Raw genomic sequence first — 19,114 nt, 5'->3', positions numbered from 1 at the left:
CGCTCAAGCTTCGGCGGGACAAGGCGGTGTGGGTGGAAAAGCGGCCGATTTTGGCGCCGGATTTTCCCGTTTTCGAGCACCAGACTTGCGGAGGAGCCCCTTCACCCGAAATCCGCGCTTTGCACAGATTTCACCTTCCCCGAGAGAGAGGCGAAGGACCGCAACCCGCGAAAATCTATTACTTCGGCCGGACCGTCTGATCGCCGCCGGGACTGCCAGGAGGCGGGATGACGGGGGTGTTGCCGCCGGTGTCGGGGGCCGGGGCGTGCATGTCGGGGTCGACGTCGGAGGGCGGGCAGAGCACGCCGTCGGTCTTGGCGAGCTTGTCGCCGAGCGGTTCCCGGGACTGGCCGGTGGTGGCGGTGCCGTCCGGGGCGGCGGTCATCCGGTCTGAGGACGCGCAGCCGGCCGCGCGTTGCGGAGACGGCGGCGCGGTCGCTTGCGGCGGCGTCGCGGGGGCGGGCGGAGCCTGCGCGATCGCGCTGCCTGAGGCGGCAATCAGGAGGATGGCCAGAATGATGTTCGATGTGGTGCGCATGGGAGGGAAACGCGCCGATCACGGCGCGTGTTCCCGCAACACGATCACGATTTGTGGTAGCGGATCAGCGAAAAGTGCCCCATCGGCGGCATGGGGCGGCGCTCGGCGAGCGTGATGCCGCCGTGTTTGGCGGCCCAGTTAACGAGGCGGGCCCACGGGAATTCCGGGCGCCAGCCGAGGCGGCGGGCGATGGGGGCGAAGGCGAGCTCGAACAATTTGCGCGGGCCGCTCTCGGCGCCGATGTGGTTGACAAGAATCAGCTCGCCGCCGGGCTTGAGCACGCGCACGAACTCGTCGAGCGTGCCTTCGGGATCGGGCACGGCGGTGATGACATATTGCGCCACCACCGCGTCGAAGAAGTTTTCGGGGAAGGCGAGGTTCTTCGCGTCCATCACCGAGAGCACTTCGACATTGGAGAGCCGCAGCGCACGCACGCGCGCCTGCGCCTTGCGCAGCATCGGCTCGGAGATGTCGACGCCGCAGATCTTCGTGGTGCGCGAATAGTCGGAGAGCGAAAGGCCGGTGCCGACGCCGACGTCGAGGATGCGCCCGCCGATGCGGTCGGCCTCCGCGATGGTCGACTGCCGCCCGGCGTCGAACACCTTGCCGAACACGAGATCATAGACCGGCGCCCAGCGGCCATAGGCCTTCTCGACCCCGGCCCGCGAGATATCTGCTGCCATGCCCCCTCGCCCCAGCTTATGTTCTTAGCCGCGCACCGCTTCCACCAGCGGCCTCGCTACGTTGCTCGCGACCTTGGCCGCGGCGCTCTGGATGAAACCACCGCCGAGCACGCGGGCCTGTCCCGAAGGCGCATCGTAAAACACGCAGGCTTGTCCCGGCGAGACGCCCTCCTCGCCACCGACGAGCTCGACCTCGTAATGGCCGTCGCTGCCGCGCAGCCACGCGGGCTGCGGCGCGCGGGTCGAGCGCACGCGCACGAACAGTTCGAGGCCGGCGCCGATGGCGCGGTCGATCTCGCCGCCGCCGATCCAGTTGACGTCACGAAGCGCGATGCGGTGCATCTTCAGGGCATCGCGCGGGCCGACCACGACGCGGCGGTTGGCGGCATCGAGGCGCACCACGAACAGCGGCGCGTGAGCCGCGATGCCGAGGCCGCGGCGCTGGCCGACGGTGAAATTGGCAATGCCGTTGTGGCGGCCGAGCACGCGCCCGTCGAGATCGACGATGTCACCGGGGTCCATCGCGTTCGGACGCAGGCGCGTGATGATGTCGGTGTAGCGCCCCGTCGGCACGAAGCAGATGTCCTGGCTGTCGTGCTTGTCGGCGACGCTCAGACCGAAGCGGCGCGCCAGCTCGCGCGTCTCGGGCTTGGTCATGTCGCCGAGCGGGAAGCGGAGGAAGTCGAGCTGTGACTGCGTGGTCGCGAACAGGAAATAGCTCTGGTCGCGGTCGGCGTCGGCGGCGCAGACCAGCGCGCGCGAACCGTCGTCGCGGCGGCGCGAGGCGACATAATGGCCGGTGGCGAGCGCCTGCGCGCCGAGCTCGCGCGCGGTCTTGAGGAGGTCGCGGAACTTGACGCTGCGGTTGCACTCGATGCACGGCACCGGCGTCTCGCCGAGCGCGTAGCTGTCGGCGAAATTGTCGATGACGGATTCGCGGAAGCGATCTTCGTAGTCGAGCACGTAATGGGGAATGCCGAGCTTGGCGGCGACGTCGCGGGCGTCGTGGATGTCCTGGCCGGCGCAGCAGGCGCCCTTGCGATGGGTCGCCGCGCCATGGTCGTAGAGCTGCAGCGTGATGCCGACGACGTCGTAGCCTTCCGCCTTCAGAAGCGCAGCCGTGGTCGAGGAATCGACGCCGCCCGACATGGCGACGACGACCCTGGTGTCCTCAGGACGGCCTTCGAGATCCAGACTGTTGAGCATGGGCCTTTGAGGGTTATGACGGCGGCGTGCGGCGATCCGCGATTTCATGCTTCTCGCGGGACGTGGTCGATCCCCGGGAACTTTGGTTCCCGCAAGGCACGACTGCCCGGTCGAAAGCGGCTGAGAGTAACCTCTTTAATATAGGCGGCATTCCGGTGAAGCAATCACGCACGCCGCCAGCTTAGGGCAATTCTTGCCGGGAGGCAGAAATGACGGGGTCGCGGCAGCTCCCGCGGCGGCTGGCTCGATATTTAACATATTGATTTCGCTATATAAATTTACATGTCGCAGCACTGGCCCGCTCCTTGCTCCCTTGGATGCCGAAGTTGTTTCCAAGGGGTCGCCTGTGGTCAGTCGTACGTCAGATGTCGTGGCCAGCGTGCCAGTTCCGAGCGCGCAGCAAAAGCCTGCGCGGTCGCAGAGCACCAGGGAGCCGTCCGCGAACGACGCCTTCGGCTCGCTGGTCGACAGCAACACCCAGGCGATCAACAGCAATGCGGCCACGCAGGCCCAGGATAGCGCGCCGCGGCGGAGCGATTCGTCCTCCGCCGACAAGGGCCCGCGCGACCCCTCGCCCACCGATCAATCCTCGCAGAGCAGGGCGAGCGACGACACATCCGCGGCCGCCAGGGACGACAAGACGAACGACAGGACCGACGACACGACCACCGATCCGGCCAAGGACGCCGGCAAGGCCAAGGATAAGGACAAGGCCGAGGCATCAGACGCCAAATCGGCTGATAGCTCCGGGAAAACCAAGGACGACAAGACCGAAGGCACCGACACGCTAACCGCCGCAGTCGATGCCGCAGCATCCGCGCCGGCCGACGCGGCGCAGGCCGCTGTGCCGGATCCGAATGCCATCGTGATTGCCGCGCCGGTCGTCCCTGCCGATCCCAACGCGGCTGCAGAACAGGCCGCCACCACCTCGCCGCTGACGATCGCCGCCGCCGGCATCGCCGCCAGCGCCTCGACCGCGGCGCAGATCGCGGGCACCAAGACCGACACCGCCACGCCGGCCGACAAGAACGCCAAGACCGCCGGTGCCAAGGTCGATGCCGACACCTCCGCGACGCTGGCCGATGCCGCAACCGGGGCGACCGACGCAGCCGCGACCGACGCCAAGCCGAACGGCGGCCTGATCCCCGTCAACCAGGGCACGCCGAAGACCTCGTTCCAGGCCGCCGTCGCCACCGCGCAAGGACAGTCCGACGTTTCCGATATCGGCCAGGACGCCGGCCAGGCGAACGCGGCCCCGACACAGGCGCCGGGCACTGCGACCGCCAACGCCGCCGCGCATCCGCAAGCCGCGAAGCCGCAGGCGGATGGCGCGGCGACCGAGGCCAAGGCTTCGGACCGCACTGCCGATGCGACCCAGGGCGCACCGACGACGCTTCCTCATGCAGGCGCGCAAGGCGCGGTCTCCCCGACCGACACCAGCGCGCAGGCCGCCTCCGCCGTGCAGGCGCCGCTCACCAATACGACCTCGACTGCGTCCGCTTCGAGCGCGACGCTGACCGCGACCGGGGCCAGTGCGACGGCGGTGCCGGTCAACGGTATCCCAATCGAGATCGCCGCCGCGTTCCGCTCCGGCAAGTCCCGCTTCGACATCAGCCTCGACCCGGCCGAACTCGGCCGCATCGACGTCCGCATCAATGTCGACCGCAACGGCAACGTCACCTCGCATCTCACGGTGGAGAAGCCGGAGACGCTGCAGCTACTGCGCCAGGACGCGCCGCACTTGCAGCGCGCGCTCGACGATGCCGGCCTCAAGTCCGGCAGCAACGGGCTGTCCTTCAGCCTGCGCGACCAGAATTCATCGGGCCAGAACTCCGGCCAGAACAACGACAATGGCGGCAATGCCCGCCGGCTGATCATCAGCGAGGACGACACCGCTGCTGCCGCACCCGTCGGGCGCGGCTATGGCCGCATGTACGGGCCGAGCAGCGGCGTCGACATCAGAGTGTGAGGGAGTATTCGACATGACCACCACGACTGGCGCTACCGCTCCTACCGTCGTCTCCGGGACCACCGACCTCCCGAAATCCTCCTCGTCGAACTCGCTGGGCTCGACCACGGGATCGACGCTCGCCGGCAACTTCCAGACCTTCCTGACGCTGCTGACCACGCAGCTGCAGAATCAGAACCCGCTGGATCCGCTCGACACCAACCAGTTCACCCAGCAGCTGGTGCAGTTCGCCGGCGTCGAGCAGCAGCTCAAAACCAACGACGCGCTGTCCCAGCTCGTCACCCTGCAGCAGACCACGCAGGCGACCCAGGCGCTGGGCTTCGTCGGCAAGACCGCTCTGGTCGACGGCACCACCGCGACCATGACGAACTCGTCCGCGACCTGGCACCTCAACGTGCCGACCGACTCCACCGTCGACATCACCGTCGCCAATTCCACCGGCCAGACCGTGTTCACCGGCAAATACACCGCCGGCGCGGGGACCGACGTCCCCTTCACCTGGGGCGGCATGGGCAATGACGGCACGCAATGGCCCGACGGCAAGTACACCATCACGGCTACCGGCAAGGACGTCGCCAACAACAATGTCGGCATCGCAGCCCAGGTGCAGGGCGTGGTGTCGTCGGTCGACCTGACCCAGTCGCCGCCCCTGCTCACCATCGACGGCGCCAGCTACACGCTGAGCCAGGTGAAGAGCATCATCGCCACCAGCAGCAATTGAGGCCCGCGCAAGAGCCACACCTAAGATGTCATCCCGGCGAAGGCCGGGATCCATAACCACCAAAGGCAATTTGGCTAAGACATTCTCGGTTCTGCTACCCGCGTCACATCGATAGATCACGCGGTATCGGTCCCGGCCTTCGCCGGGACAACTAAAAAGGCCTTGCAGCACCACCGCGCAGGCCCCGTTCGTTAGTAAAGTATTTACGAAGACCCCGCCCGACCCGCTTAAATTGCGTTTTCAGCGCCTCGGGCCGGTCGCGTTCCCGCAAGTTTCAACGAGAATTGTATTGAAGCCTTAGGCTTAGCGGATTTTTAAGCCGCGATGCGTAGGGTTGTGAAGTGAGTTCAGTGGTTGAGAGTTTGTGAGTACGCCATGACAGAACCCCATCGCCCGAGGGTAAAATACGTCATCGGGCCGGACGGCAGTCCGTTGACGATCGCGGACCTGCCTGCACCCGGCACCAAACGCTGGGTCATCCGCCGCAAGGCCGAAGTCGTCGCCGCCGTCCGTGGTGGACTTCTCTCGCTTGAGGAGGCCTGCAGCCGTTATACCCTGACGGTCGACGAATTCCTTTCCTGGCAGTTTTCCATCGACCAGCATGGTCTGGCGGGTCTTCGCACCACCCGCATCCAGCAATATCGCCAGTAGGCGATCCGGAAATCTGCGGCTTTTGACGAAAATCGGCCCCGCCCCGCGAGGCCGATTTTTTTCATATCCGCCATTTGCGCTACTTTTGTCCGACCTCTTAACCTTCGTTAACCATATCGAAACCATCACCTAGGCAATAATTGCCCAGTCGGCCTTTCCCGGTGAAAGCGGCCGAATCTGTTGGGGCGGTTGCTTGCAAGGTCTTGCGGACTTTCTGAAGAGTATCGGCGCCGCCCGGTTCGGGGCGATGATCGCGGTCACCGCCGCGCTCATCGGCTTTTTCGCGTTCGTCATCATGCGCGTCACCACGCCGCAGATGACGACGCTGTTCACCGACCTCAGCGTCGAGGACTCCTCCGGCATTATCAAGGACCTGGAGCGCCAGGGCATCCAGTTCGAGATCCGCAACGAGGGCAGCATCATCATGGTGCCCAAGGACAAGGTCACGCGCCTGCGGATGAAGCTCGCCGAGGGCGGCCTGCCCAAGGGCGGCGGCGTCGGCTACGAGGTGTTCGACAAGTCGGACGCCCTCGGCACCACCTCCTTCGTCCAGAACATCAATCACCTCCGCGCGCTGGAAGGCGAGCTCGCCCGCACCATCCGCGCCATCGACCGCATCCAGGCCGCCCGCGTCCATCTGGTGCTGCCCGAGCGCCCGCTGTTCGCCCGCGAGGCGCCGGAGCCGTCGGCCTCGATCGTGGTCCGGGTCCGCGGCGCGCTGGAAGCCCAGCAGATCCGCGCCATCCGCCACCTCGTCGCCTCCGCCGTCAACGGCCTGAAGCCGCAGCGGGTCTCGATCGTCGACGAGGCCGGCCAGCTGCTCGCCGACGGCGCCGCCACCGACCCGGAGCAGGCGGTCGGCGACGAGCGCCGCATCTCCTTCGAGAAGCGGATCCGCAAGCAGGTCGAGGACATCGTCTCCTCCGTGGTCGGCTCGGGCCGCGCCCGCGTCCAGCTCTCCGCCGATTTCGACTTCAATAAGATCACCCAGACCTCGGACAAGTTCGACCCCGAAGGCCGCGTGCTGCGCTCGAGCCAGACCCGCGAAGAGCAGAGCATGACCGCCGACAACAACGGCCAGGTCACCGTCAACAACGAGCTGCCCGGCAACCAGCAGAACAGCGGCGCCACGGCCAAGGACCAGAGCAAGAAGTCCGAAGAGACCAACAATTACGAGATCTCCCGCACCACCAAGACCGAGGTGACCGAGGCCGGCAGGGTCAACCGCATCTCGGTCGCGGTGCTGGTCGACGGCATCTACGCCAAGAACGACAAGGGAGAGCTCGTCTACACCGACCGCACCAAGGAGCAGCTCGACCGCATCGCCACCCTGGTGCGCTCGGCGATCGGCTTCGACCAGAAGCGCGGCGACCAAGTCGAGGTCGTCAACCTGCGCTTTGCGGATGCGCCGTCCACAGCCCCGATCAGCGAGCCCTCCGGCTTCCTCGGCATGCTCCAGTTCACCAAGGACGACGTCATGTACTTCGTCGAACTCGGCGTGATGATGCTGCTCGGCCTGATCGTGCTGTTCCTGGTGATCCGCCCGCTGGTCAAGCGCATCCTGGCCTCCGACGAAGTCGCCGCTGCCATCTCCGGCGTGCTCTCCGGCCCGGCCGCCTCCGAAGAGACCGCGCCAGCCGGCCAGGCATTGCTGCCGAGCGGCGCCGCCAGCGCGATCGACGTCGCCACCGTCCAGGGCCAGGTCCACGCCCAATCCGTTCATCGCGTCGGCGAACTCGCCGAGCGCAACCCCAACGAAACCGTCGCCATCATCCGCCAGTGGCTGACCGAGCCAACCAAATAATCCTAGCCAAGAAACTTACCCAGTGAATCAAGAAGTGATCTGACATGGCCGGAAATCTGCAAAACGCCAACTCCAACGACATCACCAGCGTGATCTCCACGCTCGGCCAGCGTGCCGGCAGTCGCGCGGGGCAAACCGAGGCGGTGGCAGGACCCAAGCGCGCCGCGATCCTGATGCTGGCGCTGGGCGAGCAATATGGCGGCAAGATCTGGTCGATGCTCGACGACGACGAGGTGCGCCAGCTCTCGCTGGAGATGTCGACGCTGGGCACCGTCGAGGTCGACACGGTCGAGGACATGCTGCTCGAGTTCGTCTCGCGCATGTCGGCCTCGGGCGCGCTGATGGGCAATTTCGACGCCACCGAGCGGCTGCTCCAGCAGTACCTGCCGCCGGAGCGCGTCAACGGCATCATGGACGAGATCCGCGGTCCCGCGGGACGCAACATGTGGGAGAAGCTCTCCAACGTGCAGGAAGAGGTGCTCGCCAACTATCTCAAGAACGAATATCCGCAGACCATCGCGGTGGTGCTGTCGAAGCTGAAGCCGGAACACGCCGCGCGCGTGCTCGGCATCTTCCCCGAGGAGCTCGCGCTCGACGTCGTCAACCGCATGCTGAAGATGGAAGCGGTGCAGAAGGAGGTGATCGAGAGCGTGGAGAAGACGCTGCGCACGGAATTCATGTCCAACCTGTCGCAGACCCGCCGCCGCGACGCCCACGAGGTGATGGCCGAAATCTTCAACAATTTCGACCGCCAGACCGAAACCCGCTTCATCACCTCGCTGGAAGAGGACAACCGCGAATCGGCCGAGCGCATCAAGGCGCTGATGTTCACCTTCGACGACCTCGTGAAGCTGGATTCCGGCTCGGCCCAGACGTTGATGCGCAACGTCGACAAGGACAAGCTCGGCGTCGCGCTCAAGAGCGCCAACGAGGACGTCCGCAACTTCTTCTTCGGCAACATGTCCTCGCGCGCCGCCAAGATGTTGCAGGACGACATGGCCGCGATGGGACCGGTCCGCCTGCGCGACGTCGACGAGGCGCAGGCCCTGCTGGTCAATCTCGCCAAGGATCTCGCCGCCAAGGGCGAGATCATGCTGACCAAGAACCGCGCCGACGACGAACTGGTGTATTGATGGCCGCTCCGGCAAAATTCCTGTTCGATACCGACTTCGCGGCGCCCGAGCGGACGACGCGGGAGAAGGCCGCGACTGCCGCGGAGATCGCCCAGAGGATCGCGGAAGCCGAGGCGCGCGCCTATCAGGACGGCTTTGCCGCCGGCCAGCAGGAGGCCAAGGCCGAGAGCGACCGCCGCGTCGCGCTGGCCATGGAAGAGATCAACATCGGCATCCGCGGCATCGCGTCCGGCATCGGCAACATCGAATCCAAGATGGAGACCGAGGCGGTCGACGTCGCAGTGGCGGTCGCGCGCAAGCTGTGCGCCGACCTGGTCGCCGCCGAGCCGCTCGGCGAGATCGTCGCACTGGTCAAGGACTGCTTCTCGCATCTGGTCGCGACGCCGCATCTGGTGGTCCGCATCAACGACGCGCTTTACGACAGCGCACGCGAGAAGATCGAGCGGCTCGCCAAGCAGAGCGGCTTCGAAGGACGGCTGGTGATCCTGGCCGAGCCGGAGATTGCGACCGGCGACTGCCGGATCGAATGGGCCGATGGCGGTGTCGTGCTGGAGCGCGGCGCCATCGCGGCCAAGATCGACGAAATGGTTGGACGCTATGTCGCGTCCCGCAGGGGGAGCTAGGCCATGAGCGACACCGACGGACAGGTCCCGCTGCCCGATCTGAACGGCCCGATGCCGCCCAACGGCACGGATGTCGGCTACAACGAGGACGAATATGCGGCGCGTGCCGCCGCCGACCTCGAGGCGGTGTTCGACGTTCCCGTGCAGGTCTCGGCGGTGCTCGGCCGCTCGAAGATGGACGTCAGCGAGCTGTTGAAGCTCGGACCCGGCACCGTGCTCGAGCTCGACCGCCGCGTCGGCGAGGCCATCGACATCTACGTCAACAACAAGCTGGTTGCCCGCGGCGAAGTCGTCCTGGTGGAGGACAAGCTCGGGGTGACCATGACCGAAATCATCAAGACCGAACGCAGCTGATAGCGCGCGCGACCAGACGGACAGGAGACTGACATGCGGCTTCTCATCGTTGGCACACTGAAGGGCCAGCTCACCACCGCCACCAAGATCGCGATGGACAACGGCGCCACCGTGACCCATGCCGAGGATCACGAGCAGGCGATGCGCGTGCTGCGCGGCGGCAAGGGTGCCGACCTCCTGTTGGTCGACGTCGCCCTCGACATCCGCGACCTCGTGATGCGGCTCGAGGCCGAGCACATCCACGCCCCGATCGTCGCCTGCGGCATTACCAACGACGCCCGCGCTGCGGTCGCCGCGATTCACGCCGGCGCCAAGGAATACATCCCGCTGCCACCGGACCCGGAGCTGATCGCCGCGGTGCTGGCCGCGGTCGCCAACGATTCCCGCGAGCTGGTCTATCGCGACGAGGCGATGGCCAAGGTGATCAAGCTGGCGCAGCAGATCGCGGGCTCCGACGCCTCGGTGATGGTCACCGGCGAGTCCGGAACGGGCAAGGAAGTGCTGGCCCGCTACGTCCACACCCGCTCGGCCCGCGCCAAGCGTCCCTTCATCTCGATCAACTGCGCCGCGATCCCCGAACATCTTCTCGAATCCGAGCTGTTCGGCCACGAGAAGGGTGCCTTCACCGGCGCGATCGCCCGCCGCATCGGCAAGTTCGAGGAAGCGACCGGCGGCACGCTGCTGCTCGACGAAATCTCGGAGATGGACGTTCGCCTGCAATCCAAGCTGCTCCGCGCCATCCAGGAGCGCGTGATCGATCGCGTCGGCGGCACCAAGCCGGTCCCCGTCGACATTCGCATCATCGCGACCTCGAACCGCAATCTGGTGGACGCCGTGCGCGAAGGCACGTTCCGCGAGGATCTGCTGTTCCGCCTCAACGTCGTGAATTTGAAGATCCCTCCGCTGCGCGAGCGTCCCCTCGACATCCTCGAGCTGGCCCAGCACTTCGTGAAGAAATACGCCGAGGCCAATGGCGTCCCGATGCGGCCGATCTCGGCGGAAGCGCGCCGCGTGCTTTCGACCAACCGCTGGCAGGGCAACGTCCGCGAGCTCGAAAACACCATGCATCGCGCGGTGCTGATGGCACAGGGCGACGAGATCGGCGCCGACGCCATCCTGACGCCGGACGGCGACCGCCTCGACCTCGCCAAGACCGTGCCGGCCGTGGCGCATGCCACGATGGCCGCCGAGCAGGTGACGCGGGCGCTGGTCGGCCGCACGGTGGCCGATGTCGAGCGCGACCTGATCCTGGAAACGCTGAAGCACTGCCTCGGCAACCGCACCCACGCCGCCAACATCCTCGGCATCTCGATCCGCACGCTGCGCAACAAGCTCAACGAATATTCCGACGGCGGTATCCCGATCACCCCGGCGGGAACGCCGGGCGAGTATCCGCGCATGCCGATGGTGGGGGCGTAGGGCAGCGCCCCACTCTGCTTGAGACTGCGAATGCCCGGGCTGGTCCCGGGCATTTTGTTTTAGATACAGGCCGCCAATTTCGTCATTGCGAGCGCAGCGAAGCAATCCAGAATTCCTCCGCGGTGACAGACTGAATTGCTTCGCTACGCTCGCAATGACGGCATTGGGAGCATGCCTCGCATAACGGGACCGCGTCCGGTGACTAGGTCATCCGCACGCCAGACCCTATAACCCCGCATGAAGACCACGCGAGGAACCACATGTCTCAAGCTCAAATCACGGACTGGCTGGCGTCGCAGAAGCAGGCGATGATCGATCTGCTGCGCGACGTCGTGAATATCGATTCCGGCTCCTATGACAAGGAAGGCGTCGATGCGGTCGGTGCGCGGTTGGAGCGGCATTTTGCCGAGCACGGCATTCCGTGCCGGCGCGAGGGCGACGCCACCTTCGGCGACGCCATCCATGCCGACGTCGCAAAGCCCGGCAGCAACGAGAAGCCGGTGCTGTTGATGGGACATCGCGACACCGTGTTCGGCAAGGGCGAAGCGGAGCGGCGCCCGTTCACGATCAAGGACGGCCGCGCCTATGGGCCTGGCGTCGCCGACATGAAGTCCGGCGTCGTGATGAACATCTTCGTCGCCACCGCCTTCCACAAATTCGGCGGCAACCCGCATCCGATCAAGCTGCTGATCACCTCGGACGAGGAGATCGGCTCGCCCTCCTCCCGGCCCGTGATCGAGCGCGAAGGCCGCTCGGCCCGCGCCGTGTTCAATTCCGAGCCGGGCCGCCCCACCGGCAACATCGTGATCGGGCGCAAGGGCGGCATCTTCATGCATCTCGCCATCACCGGCAAAGCCGCGCATTCCGGCGCCAATTTCGCCGCCGGCGTCAGCGCGATCGGCGAACTCGCGCACAAGATCGTGCAGATCCACGCGCTCACCGATCTCGACAGGGGCATCACCCTCAATGTCGGCCTGGTCTCGGGCGGTCAGTCCGTCAACACCACCGCGCCCTACGCCGAGGGCCAGATCGACCTGCGCTACGTCGATCCGGCGGATCGTGCGCGGGTGATGGACGCGATTCAAAAAATTGTCGCGACGTCCTACGTGCCGGGCACCAGCGCGACTCTGACGATCAAGGGCGAGTTCGTGCCGGTGGTGCAAAGCGCGGATTCAAAGGCGCTGTTCGACAGCTATCAGGCCGCAGCCAGAGAGGCCGGCCTCACCACGCTGCAGGGCGAATTCTCCGGCGGCTGCGCCGATTCCGGCTTCACCGCCGCGGTCGGCACGCCGACCATCTGCGGCCTCGGCCCGGTCGGCGGGCTCGCGCACACGCCGGAGGAATATCTCGAGATCGACAGCATCGTGCCCCGCGCGCAAGCGCTGGCGCTGGCGATTTTGCGGGGGTGAAGGTGCCGTAGGGCCGTGGGCGTAGGGAGCGCAAAGCGACTTGTCCGCCGTAGCTCGAAGAGCGAAGGCGGAAGCGTGCCCACCGTCTCTGTCAACATGTAAAGATCGTGGGCACGGCGCAAGTGCGCCTTTGCCCACCCTACGAGACCTACCGAGTTTCTACGAATAACTCGGCGCGTCGGGCTTGCGGAAGATGTGGATGGGATCGCCAGGGATGATCACGGGCTGGCCCGAGAACATCGCGTAAGCGTAGAGCGCGAGATAGGCGATCGCCAGCGCGCCGATGGCATAAAACGCCCAGGTCGCGATACGCTTCATCGTTCCGCTCCGTTGCCGTCCCGGCGGGAAGGTTCAGGGCGCTTCTAGAGCGATGACGAAGAAAAGACCAGCCTCTGCGCCGACAGCCTGCGGCGGTCAAACGCCGCGCCGGCTGCGCGCGGGAACGCTGACATCCGCAAGCCTGGCCGCGACCTCGTCCTGGTCGACCGCCACATACTGGCCGTGCCAATAGGCCAGCGCCGCAGTGCGGGTCGAGCTGTTGATGCCCCTGACACGGCCGATGACGATGCCGTGCGAATGCCGCTCCACGATCTCCTCGACCTCGCAATCGAACGCCGACAGCGCGCCGACCAGCAGCGGAACGCCCGAGACCGCTGTCACCCACTCGGCACCTTTGAAACGGTCGGCACCCTTCAGCCCGCCCTTGCCGGCAAAGCGCTCGGCGACGTCGAGCTGGTCGGCATTGAGGATGTTCACGCCGAAGGCGCCGAAGCGGCGGATCAAGGGGAAGGACGAGGCATCGCGGTTGATGCTGACCAGCAGCGTCGGCGGCTCGACCGACAGCGAGGTCACCGAGGTCACCGTCATGCCGGTGATGTCCTTGCCCCGCCCGGCGGTAATGACGCTGACGCCGCCGGTGAGATGGCGCATGGCGCCGCGGAAATCGGCGGATGAGATGGCGGTTTCAGTCATGAGATCGCGAGGCACTACATTCATGGCATGGTCCCCGGCGCGGGGTCCTCCAATATCTAAGTACGATCTTCCGCCGACAAAAGGTTGCTCAAAATTGAGCCTTCGAGGCTTGCCAATTCGGCAGAGCCGCGTTCGCGGGGTCGGGCGGCGTTAATCGTGACGTCATGGGCGATCCGGCCCTCGTCGATCACCAGCACCCGGTCGGCCAGGGCGACGGCTTCGGCGACGTCATGGGTCACCAAAATCGCGGTAAAGCCCTGGTCGCGCCAGACGCGCTCCAGCAGGCGTTGCATCGAGATTCGGGTCAGCGCATCCAGCGCACCGAGGGGCTCGTCGAAGGCGAGAACGCGCGGACGGGAGACCAGCGCACGGGCGAGCGCAACGCGCTGCTTCTGTCCGCCCGACAGCACCGAGGGCCACTGGTCGCGCTTGTCGGCAAGGCCGACCTCGGTCAGCGCCTTCTCGGCGCGTGTATGCGCATCGCCGGAGGCACGATCGCGGCCGAGACCGACCTCGACATTGGAAAGCACCCGCGCCCAGGGCAGCAACCGCGGTTCCTGGAACATGACGCGGATGTCCTCGGGCTGGGTATTCTGGCCGAAACTGATGCTGCCGGCGTCGATCTTGTCGAGGCCTGCGATCAGGCGCAGCAGCGTGCTCTTGCCGCAACCGCTTTTGCCGACGATGGCAACGAACTGGCCGGCGGGGATGTGCAAATCGATGCCGCGCAGCACCTCGTTGCTGCCGAAGGATTTGCGCAGGCCGCGGATGCTGAGCGGCAGGCCGCTGCTCCGCGCTTGACGTTCTCCTTGGCGCTCCTCGCGCACAACACGGGCGTGAGGCGCGAAACCGGCGCGGCTGGCGAGCTCGGTTTCGGGAAGGGAGGTACGAAGCGCTGTCTGCATGGGATGCCCGTGTTTCTGTTCAACGTTTCTGGAAGGCGGGGTGCCAGGAGAGCGTCGCCCGCTCCAGCACGCGGGAGGCGCTGTCGGCGAGCTTGCCGAGCAGGGCGTAGATCAGGATCGAGAGCACGACGACGTCGATCAGCATGAACTCGCGCGCCTGCATCGCCATGTAGCCGAGGCCCGATGACGCCGCGATGGTTTCGGCGACGATCAGGGTCAGCCACATGATGCCGAGAGCGAAGCGGATGCCGACGAAGATCGACGGCAGCGCGCCCGGGAAGATCACCCGGTGGAACAGTTCGCCGTCGGTCATGCCGTAGATCCGGCCCATCTCGATCAGCTGCGGATCGACGGTGCGGATGCCGTGCAGCGTGTTGAGGTAGATCGGGAAGAACACGCCGAGCGCCACCAGGAAGAGCTTCGCGCTCTCGTCGATGCCGAACCAGAGGATGACGAGCGGGATCAGCGCCAGATGCGGCACGTTGCGTACCATCTGCAGCGTGGTGTCGGTGAGCTTGGCCGAGAGCTGCGACAGGCCGTTGGCGAGGCCGAAGGCAAAGCCGATACTGCCGCCGATCAGGAAGCCGATCGAGGCGCGCCAGAACGAGACCCAGATGTTGCGAACGAGTTCGCCGGAGACCAGCAGCTTCCAGCCGGCGAGCAGGACGTCGCTCGGTGCCGGCAGCACCCGGCTCGGCACGAAGCCGGTCACGCTGGCGACCTGCCAGATCGCGATGATGGTGAGCGGCACAATCCACTGGATCAGGCCGTCGACCCGCGGCAGACGGAGACGACGCGGAAGCGAGATGCTGTCGATCAGGCTCATGACTGCGACACCCGGTGCTGCGGACGGAAGTCGCTGCCGACCGTCTCGCCGAACGGACCGCCGTTGAAGTGCAGCCTGGTCACGTTGGAGGGCTGCTGCAGCGAGAGCAGCGGGAACACCAGTTCGGCGAAGCGATAGGCTTCCTCCAGATGCGGATAGCCCGACATGATGAAAGTATCGATGCCGATGTCCTGATACTCCCTGATGCGGGCCGCCACCGTCTCGGCGTCGCCGACCAGCGCCGTGCCGGCACCGCCGCGCACGAGGCCGACGCCGGCCCAAAGGTTCGGGGCGATCTCGAGCTTGTCGCGCTTGCCGCCATGGAGCTGCGCCATGCGCTGCTGACCGACGGAGTCCATGCGGGCAAAGTTCTTCTGCGCCTTGGCGATGGTGTCGTCATCGACATGCTTGATCAGCTCGTCGGCGGCGCGCCATGCTTCTTCGTTCGTCTCGCGAACGATGAAGCCATGCTTCTTCGTTCGTCTCGCGAACGATGACATGGAGGCGGATGCCGAAGGACAGTTTGCGGCCGCGGGCGCCCGCGACCTCCCTCACCTTCGCGATCTTCTCGGCGACCAGCGCCGGCGGCTCACCCCAGGTGAGATATTTGTCGACGGTGTCGACGGCGACATCGATGCCGGCATCGGACGAGCCGCCGAAATACAGCGGCGGGCGCGGCGACTGCACCGGGGGAAACAGCAGCTTGCCATTCTCGATGCGGATATGCCTGCCCTCGACATTGACGGTCTTGCCGGCGAGCAGGTCGCTATAGACATTCAGGAACTCGCGGGTGACCTCGTAGCGCTCGTCATGACCGAGGAAGATGCCGTCGCCCTTGTTCTCGACGGGGTCGCCGCCGGTGACGACGTTGACGAGCAGCCGGCCATTGCTGACGCGATCTAGCGTCGCGGTCATGCGCGCGGCGACACTCGGCGATTGCAGCCCGGGCCTGACAGCCACGAGGTAGCGCAGCCGCTCGGTGAACGGCGCGACGCTGGACGCAACGATCCAGGAATCTTCACAGGAACGCCCGGTCGGCAGCAGCACGCCGAAATAACCGAGCTGATCGGCGGCCTGCGCGATCTGGCGCAGATAGTTGAAATTGACCTCGCGGCCGCCGATGCCGGTGCCGAGATAACGGCCGTCGCCGTGGGTCGGCAGGAACCAGAGGATATTGGCGTTGGGTTGCTTGCTCATGGATGTGCTCCTAACCGTAGGTCGTGCCGACCGCGGCGGCGACGATGCCGATCGACAGCACGACGGCCGCGATCAGACGCTGAATGATACGCCTCATGTTCGAACCCCTCTGCGTGGGAAGGCTGGTCGGCACGATCAGGCTGCCGGATTGCGCCAGACGATGTCGCGGATCGCGATCGGCTTCGGGATCAGGCCGAGCTTGTAGAAGCGATCGGCGACGCCCTGCTGGGTCGCGACGATGTCGTCGGTGACGGGGCCGACGACGAAGGACGAGCGGTTGGCCGCGATGGTCTGGATGTCCAGCGGCATGCCCGTCACGGCGGCGAGCGACTTCGCGACCTCGTCGCGGTGCTGCTCGGCCCATCTGGCGGTCGCGGTGGTGACGTCGACGATCTGCTGCAGGATCGCGCCGTGATTCTTCGCGAAATCGCGGTTGGCGACGTAGAAGGAATTGGTCTTGGTGACCTCGCGCGCATTGATCAGGATGCGGCCGTTCTGCCTGGTCTCGCCGATGGCGAAATACGGATCCCAGATCGCCCAGGCCTCGATACTGCCATTGGCGAAGGCGGGGCCCGCATCCGGCGGCGTCAGATAGACCGGGCTGATGTCGGCATAGGTGAGACCGGCCTTCTCCAGGGTCTGCACCACGATGTTGTGGGCGCTGGACCCCTTGGTGAAGCCGATACGTTTGCCCTTCAGGTCAGCGATGGAGCGGATCGGCGAATCCCCGGGCACCAGAATGCCCTGGCCGTTGGTGATGGGCTGGCCCGCGGCATAGACGATCGCGGCGCCGGCGGCCTGCGCGAACACCGGCGGGGAATCGCCGACCGCGCCGTAGTCGACACTGCCGACATTCATCGCCTCCATCATAGGCGGGCCGGAGGAGAACTCGACCCATTTCACCTCGATGCCTTGCGGAGTGAAATGTTTTTCCAGGGCGGCCTGCTGGCGCGTGATGACCAGCACGCCGTTCTTCTGGTAGCCGATACGAATTTCCTTCACCGCGCCTTGCGCGATCGCAGGCGAGGCGAACGCGGCGGCGGCCGCGGTTCCGATTGACAGTTTCAGAAAGTCACGACGCTGCATTCCACACTCCCGGCCACATGCGGCCGTCATTCATTCGCGTTCGAGAATGATGGTGCGGCTTGTCGGAGGTGTCGAGACGTCCGGGAAAATAGCGATGCGAGCACTGCGCGCGCGGCAGCGCGCATGATTAATCTTTCAAGTAGCGACGACGATGCAGAGGGATTTTTTTCGCACGCGAATGTGAGCGCCGCGCGGCTCTGTCTCGGCGACGCGAGGCCCCCGACCTCAAAATTTGCGAAAACAACCCCATGCACAGTAGCCGGCAGTAGCGAGATCAATGACTTACACGGCGGCCCGACGGGTCCATTTCACCGGCAAATTCTGCAGCCCACGGAAAGCCCAGCCACCGATCCGCACCTTCTCGTCATCGGCAAGCTCGAGCCGCTTCGCCCGCGCGAACACGGTCGGCAGCGCGACGTCGGCGATCATGGCGCGGGAGGCGAAGGCGCCCGCGCAGAAATGCGGGCCGGCGCCGAACGCGACGCTCTTGGTCGTATCACGGCGCACGTCGAACTCGTCGGCGCGCTCGAAATGGGTCTCGTCGCGATTGGCGGAGCCGAACATCAGGAACACGCGCTCGTCCGTATCGAAGGCGACGTCGCGGATGCTCCACGGCCTGGCGATACGCCGCGGCGACATGCCGATCGGCGAGATCCAGCGGGCATATTCCTCGAACGCCTGGAGCCAGGACACTTCACCGCGCCTGATGAGATCAAGCTGCTCGGGATGAGTCAGCAGCGCCCACACCGTGCCGGCGATCGCCTTGCGCGGCTCGTTCTGGCCGCCCGAGATTGCGAGCTTGACGTTTGCGCGTACGCTCTCCATCGGCATGCCGGAGGCAATCAGCACACCGAGAACGCTCTGGTCGGGATGCTTGCGCATCACCGGCAGGATGTCGTCGATCGCAGCATCGATGCCCGAGGTCGCGACGTGGCAGCGCGCCTCGACCGCGGGGTCGCCGGCGTAATTGGCGATGCTCTCGATCATCCCTTGCGACCACGCGTCCATGTCCTGATAGCCAATGTTGGTGAGCCCGGTGATCGACTTCAGGCATTCGCCGGAGAACGGCAGCGCGAAGTCGCGCATGAAGTCGATCCGCCCCGGCTCGATCGCGTCGAGGATGCGGTCCGCATGGGCCTGGAACAGCGCGGTCCAGTGTGCCTTCACCGTCTTCGGCGACACCGTCGGAAACATCGCTCGGCGCTCGACCTGGTGCGCCTCGCCGTCCTTGCGCATCATGTTGTGGCCCATCAGCCGGTTCATCAGGCCTGCGGGCTGGTGCGAGGAGAACACGTCGATCTGCTTCTCGGAGATCGAGATGTCGTCGCGGCTGGTCAGCAGCGTCGAGCCGAGTTGCGGCACGAACGCGATCGGCGCCTCCTTGCGCATTTTCGCGAGCATCGGATAGGGATCGGCCCAGAACGCGACGGGGTCGATATCGATGCGTGGCGCGGTGCTCAAGGCGGCCTCCCGAGGTTGTCGTATCCTTCAGGCCAGACTAGCGAACCACAGCGCCGGCGTCAGTCCCTGGTGATGGGGACGAACGGCAGGAGGGCAATCAGGTGCAAGTCAGGCTGACGGGACAAAACGGCAAGAAGATCCCCGAATTTGCCGTGGC

19 protein-coding genes and 1 pseudogene are annotated in these 19,114 nt (G+C 65.8%); 9 read left to right on the top strand and 11 right to left on the bottom strand.

Features of this window, described 5'->3' with window-relative positions; translation table 11 throughout:
* Nucleotides 1-178: 178 nt before the first annotated feature.
* Genes C7G42_RS07135 through mnmA form a run of 3 tightly spaced genes read right to left on the bottom strand, consistent with a single transcriptional unit; the run spans nt 179 to nt 2,427 of the window.
* Nucleotides 179-538, bottom strand: a complete 360-nt coding sequence (locus C7G42_RS07135) for a hypothetical protein (RefSeq protein WP_106948266.1) — start codon at nt 536-538, stop codon at nt 179-181.
* 44 nt (nt 539-582) lie between these two features.
* The gene (locus C7G42_RS07130; RefSeq protein WP_106948265.1) at nt 583-1,221 is read right to left on the bottom strand and encodes a class I SAM-dependent methyltransferase; all 639 of its coding nucleotides are present in this window, start codon (nt 1,219-1,221) and stop codon (nt 583-585) included.
* Nucleotides 1,222-1,245: 24 nt separating this feature from the next.
* Nucleotides 1,246-2,427 (bottom strand): tRNA 2-thiouridine(34) synthase MnmA, encoded by a 1,182-nt coding sequence (gene mnmA / locus C7G42_RS07125; RefSeq protein WP_106948264.1) that lies wholly within the window; start codon nt 2,425-2,427, stop codon nt 1,246-1,248.
* A gap of 346 nt (nt 2,428-2,773) precedes the next feature.
* Between mnmA and C7G42_RS07120 the strand changes: the two genes are divergently transcribed.
* From C7G42_RS07120 to C7G42_RS07080, 9 genes are all read left to right on the top strand, one after another.
* The gene (locus C7G42_RS07120) at nt 2,774-4,396 is read left to right on the top strand and encodes a flagellar hook-length control protein FliK (protein ID WP_106948888.1); all 1,623 of its coding nucleotides are present in this window, start codon (nt 2,774-2,776) and stop codon (nt 4,394-4,396) included.
* Nucleotides 4,397-4,409: 13 nt separating this feature from the next.
* The gene (locus C7G42_RS07115) at nt 4,410-5,117 is read left to right on the top strand and encodes a flagellar hook assembly protein FlgD (RefSeq protein WP_106948263.1); all 708 of its coding nucleotides are present in this window, start codon (nt 4,410-4,412) and stop codon (nt 5,115-5,117) included.
* 375 nt (nt 5,118-5,492) lie between these two features.
* Nucleotides 5,493-5,768 (top strand): CtrA inhibitor SciP, encoded by a 276-nt coding sequence (sciP, locus tag C7G42_RS07110; RefSeq protein WP_002714638.1) that lies wholly within the window; start codon nt 5,493-5,495, stop codon nt 5,766-5,768.
* Between the two features lie 193 nt (nt 5,769-5,961).
* Complete coding sequence (gene fliF / locus C7G42_RS07105; protein ID WP_106948262.1) at nt 5,962-7,572, top strand: flagellar basal-body MS-ring/collar protein FliF; 1,611 nt, start codon at nt 5,962-5,964, stop codon at nt 7,570-7,572.
* Between the two features lie 44 nt (nt 7,573-7,616).
* Entirely contained in the window at nt 7,617-8,705 is a 1,089-nt protein-coding gene (gene fliG, locus C7G42_RS07100; protein WP_106948261.1) for a flagellar motor switch protein FliG, read from the top strand.
* Nucleotides 8,705-9,328 carry a FliH/SctL family protein gene (locus C7G42_RS07095; protein ID WP_094976978.1) on the top strand — a complete coding sequence of 208 codons (624 nt, stop codon included), beginning with the start codon at nt 8,705-8,707 and terminating at the stop codon, nt 9,326-9,328. The genes fliG and C7G42_RS07095 overlap by 1 nt, the downstream gene beginning before the upstream one ends.
* 3 nt (nt 9,329-9,331) lie before the next feature.
* A complete protein-coding gene (gene fliN / locus C7G42_RS07090) occupies nt 9,332-9,682 on the top strand; it encodes a flagellar motor switch protein FliN (protein ID WP_106948260.1) in 351 nt (116 codons plus the stop codon).
* Between the two features lie 33 nt (nt 9,683-9,715).
* Nucleotides 9,716-11,101, top strand: a complete 1,386-nt coding sequence (gene flbD, locus C7G42_RS07085; protein WP_106948259.1) for a sigma-54-dependent transcriptional regulator FlbD — start codon at nt 9,716-9,718, stop codon at nt 11,099-11,101.
* 260 nt (nt 11,102-11,361) lie between these two features.
* Nucleotides 11,362-12,510, top strand: coding sequence for a M20 family metallopeptidase (locus C7G42_RS07080; protein WP_106948258.1), 1,149 nt, complete (start codon nt 11,362-11,364; stop codon nt 12,508-12,510).
* A gap of 159 nt (nt 12,511-12,669) precedes the next feature.
* Here C7G42_RS07080 and C7G42_RS35190 read toward each other — a convergent pair whose 3' ends face one another.
* The 8 genes and pseudogenes from C7G42_RS35190 to C7G42_RS07050 all read right to left on the bottom strand — a co-directional run bounded on the left by C7G42_RS35190 (nt 12,670) and on the right by C7G42_RS07050 (nt 18,957).
* Complete coding sequence (locus tag C7G42_RS35190) at nt 12,670-12,828, bottom strand: hypothetical protein (protein ID WP_162848676.1); 159 nt, start codon at nt 12,826-12,828, stop codon at nt 12,670-12,672.
* 96 nt (nt 12,829-12,924) lie between these two features.
* Nucleotides 12,925-13,506 carry a flavin reductase family protein gene (locus C7G42_RS07075; protein WP_106948257.1) on the bottom strand — a complete coding sequence of 194 codons (582 nt, stop codon included), beginning with the start codon at nt 13,504-13,506 and terminating at the stop codon, nt 12,925-12,927.
* A gap of 32 nt (nt 13,507-13,538) precedes the next feature.
* Nucleotides 13,539-14,387, bottom strand: a complete 849-nt coding sequence (locus tag C7G42_RS07070) for an ATP-binding cassette domain-containing protein (RefSeq protein ID WP_106948256.1) — start codon at nt 14,385-14,387, stop codon at nt 13,539-13,541.
* Between the two features lie 19 nt (nt 14,388-14,406).
* A complete protein-coding gene (gene ssuC, locus C7G42_RS07065; protein ID WP_106948255.1) occupies nt 14,407-15,213 on the bottom strand; it encodes an aliphatic sulfonate ABC transporter permease SsuC in 807 nt (268 codons plus the stop codon).
* Nucleotides 15,210-16,410: pseudogene (ssuD, locus tag C7G42_RS07060) on the bottom strand (FMNH2-dependent alkanesulfonate monooxygenase). Before ssuD ends, ssuC begins: the two are co-directional and overlap by 4 nt.
* A gap of 10 nt (nt 16,411-16,420) precedes the next feature.
* A complete protein-coding gene (locus C7G42_RS36090) occupies nt 16,421-16,543 on the bottom strand; it encodes a hypothetical protein (RefSeq protein ID WP_283809840.1) in 123 nt (40 codons plus the stop codon).
* A gap of 2 nt (nt 16,544-16,545) precedes the next feature.
* Complete coding sequence (locus C7G42_RS07055) at nt 16,546-17,496, bottom strand: sulfonate ABC transporter substrate-binding protein (RefSeq protein WP_106948254.1); 951 nt, start codon at nt 17,494-17,496, stop codon at nt 16,546-16,548.
* Between the two features lie 282 nt (nt 17,497-17,778).
* The gene (locus tag C7G42_RS07050; RefSeq protein ID WP_106948253.1) at nt 17,779-18,957 is read right to left on the bottom strand and encodes a cytochrome P450; all 1,179 of its coding nucleotides are present in this window, start codon (nt 18,955-18,957) and stop codon (nt 17,779-17,781) included.
* Nucleotides 18,958-19,114 lie beyond the last annotated feature (157 nt).

The organism is Bradyrhizobium sp. MOS003, assembly GCF_003020125.1.
In the GTDB taxonomy this organism is placed as follows: domain Bacteria; phylum Pseudomonadota; class Alphaproteobacteria; order Rhizobiales; family Xanthobacteraceae; genus Bradyrhizobium.
This window is presented reverse-complemented; position numbering and strand designations above follow the sequence as displayed.

What these genes read in the sequence shown, in the direction of transcription:
- C7G42_RS07070 (WP_106948256.1), bottom strand. Translation starts at nt 14,387, where the DNA reads ATGCAGACAGCGCTTCGTACCTCCCTTCCCGAAACCGAGCTCGCCAGC.
- ssuC (WP_106948255.1), bottom strand. Translation starts at nt 15,213, where the DNA reads ATGAGCCTGATCGACAGCATCTCGCTTCCGCGTCGTCTCCGTCTGCCG.
- sciP (WP_002714638.1), top strand. Translation starts at nt 5,493, where the DNA reads ATGACAGAACCCCATCGCCCGAGGGTAAAATACGTCATCGGGCCGGAC.
- flbD (WP_106948259.1), top strand. Translation starts at nt 9,716, where the DNA reads ATGCGGCTTCTCATCGTTGGCACACTGAAGGGCCAGCTCACCACCGCC.
- C7G42_RS07135 (WP_106948266.1), bottom strand. Translation starts at nt 538, where the DNA reads ATGCGCACCACATCGAACATCATTCTGGCCATCCTCCTGATTGCCGCC.
- fliG (WP_106948261.1), top strand. Translation starts at nt 7,617, where the DNA reads ATGGCCGGAAATCTGCAAAACGCCAACTCCAACGACATCACCAGCGTG.
- C7G42_RS07130 (WP_106948265.1), bottom strand. Translation starts at nt 1,221, where the DNA reads ATGGCAGCAGATATCTCGCGGGCCGGGGTCGAGAAGGCCTATGGCCGC.
- fliN (WP_106948260.1), top strand. Translation starts at nt 9,332, where the DNA reads ATGAGCGACACCGACGGACAGGTCCCGCTGCCCGATCTGAACGGCCCG.
- C7G42_RS35190 (WP_162848676.1), bottom strand. Translation starts at nt 12,828, where the DNA reads ATGAAGCGTATCGCGACCTGGGCGTTTTATGCCATCGGCGCGCTGGCG.
- mnmA (WP_106948264.1), bottom strand. Translation starts at nt 2,427, where the DNA reads ATGCTCAACAGTCTGGATCTCGAAGGCCGTCCTGAGGACACCAGGGTC.
- C7G42_RS07080 (WP_106948258.1), top strand. Translation starts at nt 11,362, where the DNA reads ATGTCTCAAGCTCAAATCACGGACTGGCTGGCGTCGCAGAAGCAGGCG.
- C7G42_RS07075 (WP_106948257.1), bottom strand. Translation starts at nt 13,506, where the DNA reads ATGAATGTAGTGCCTCGCGATCTCATGACTGAAACCGCCATCTCATCC.
- C7G42_RS07115 (WP_106948263.1), top strand. Translation starts at nt 4,410, where the DNA reads ATGACCACCACGACTGGCGCTACCGCTCCTACCGTCGTCTCCGGGACC.
- C7G42_RS07055 (WP_106948254.1), bottom strand. Translation starts at nt 17,496, where the DNA reads ATGCAGCGTCGTGACTTTCTGAAACTGTCAATCGGAACCGCGGCCGCC.
- C7G42_RS07095 (WP_094976978.1), top strand. Translation starts at nt 8,705, where the DNA reads ATGGCCGCTCCGGCAAAATTCCTGTTCGATACCGACTTCGCGGCGCCC.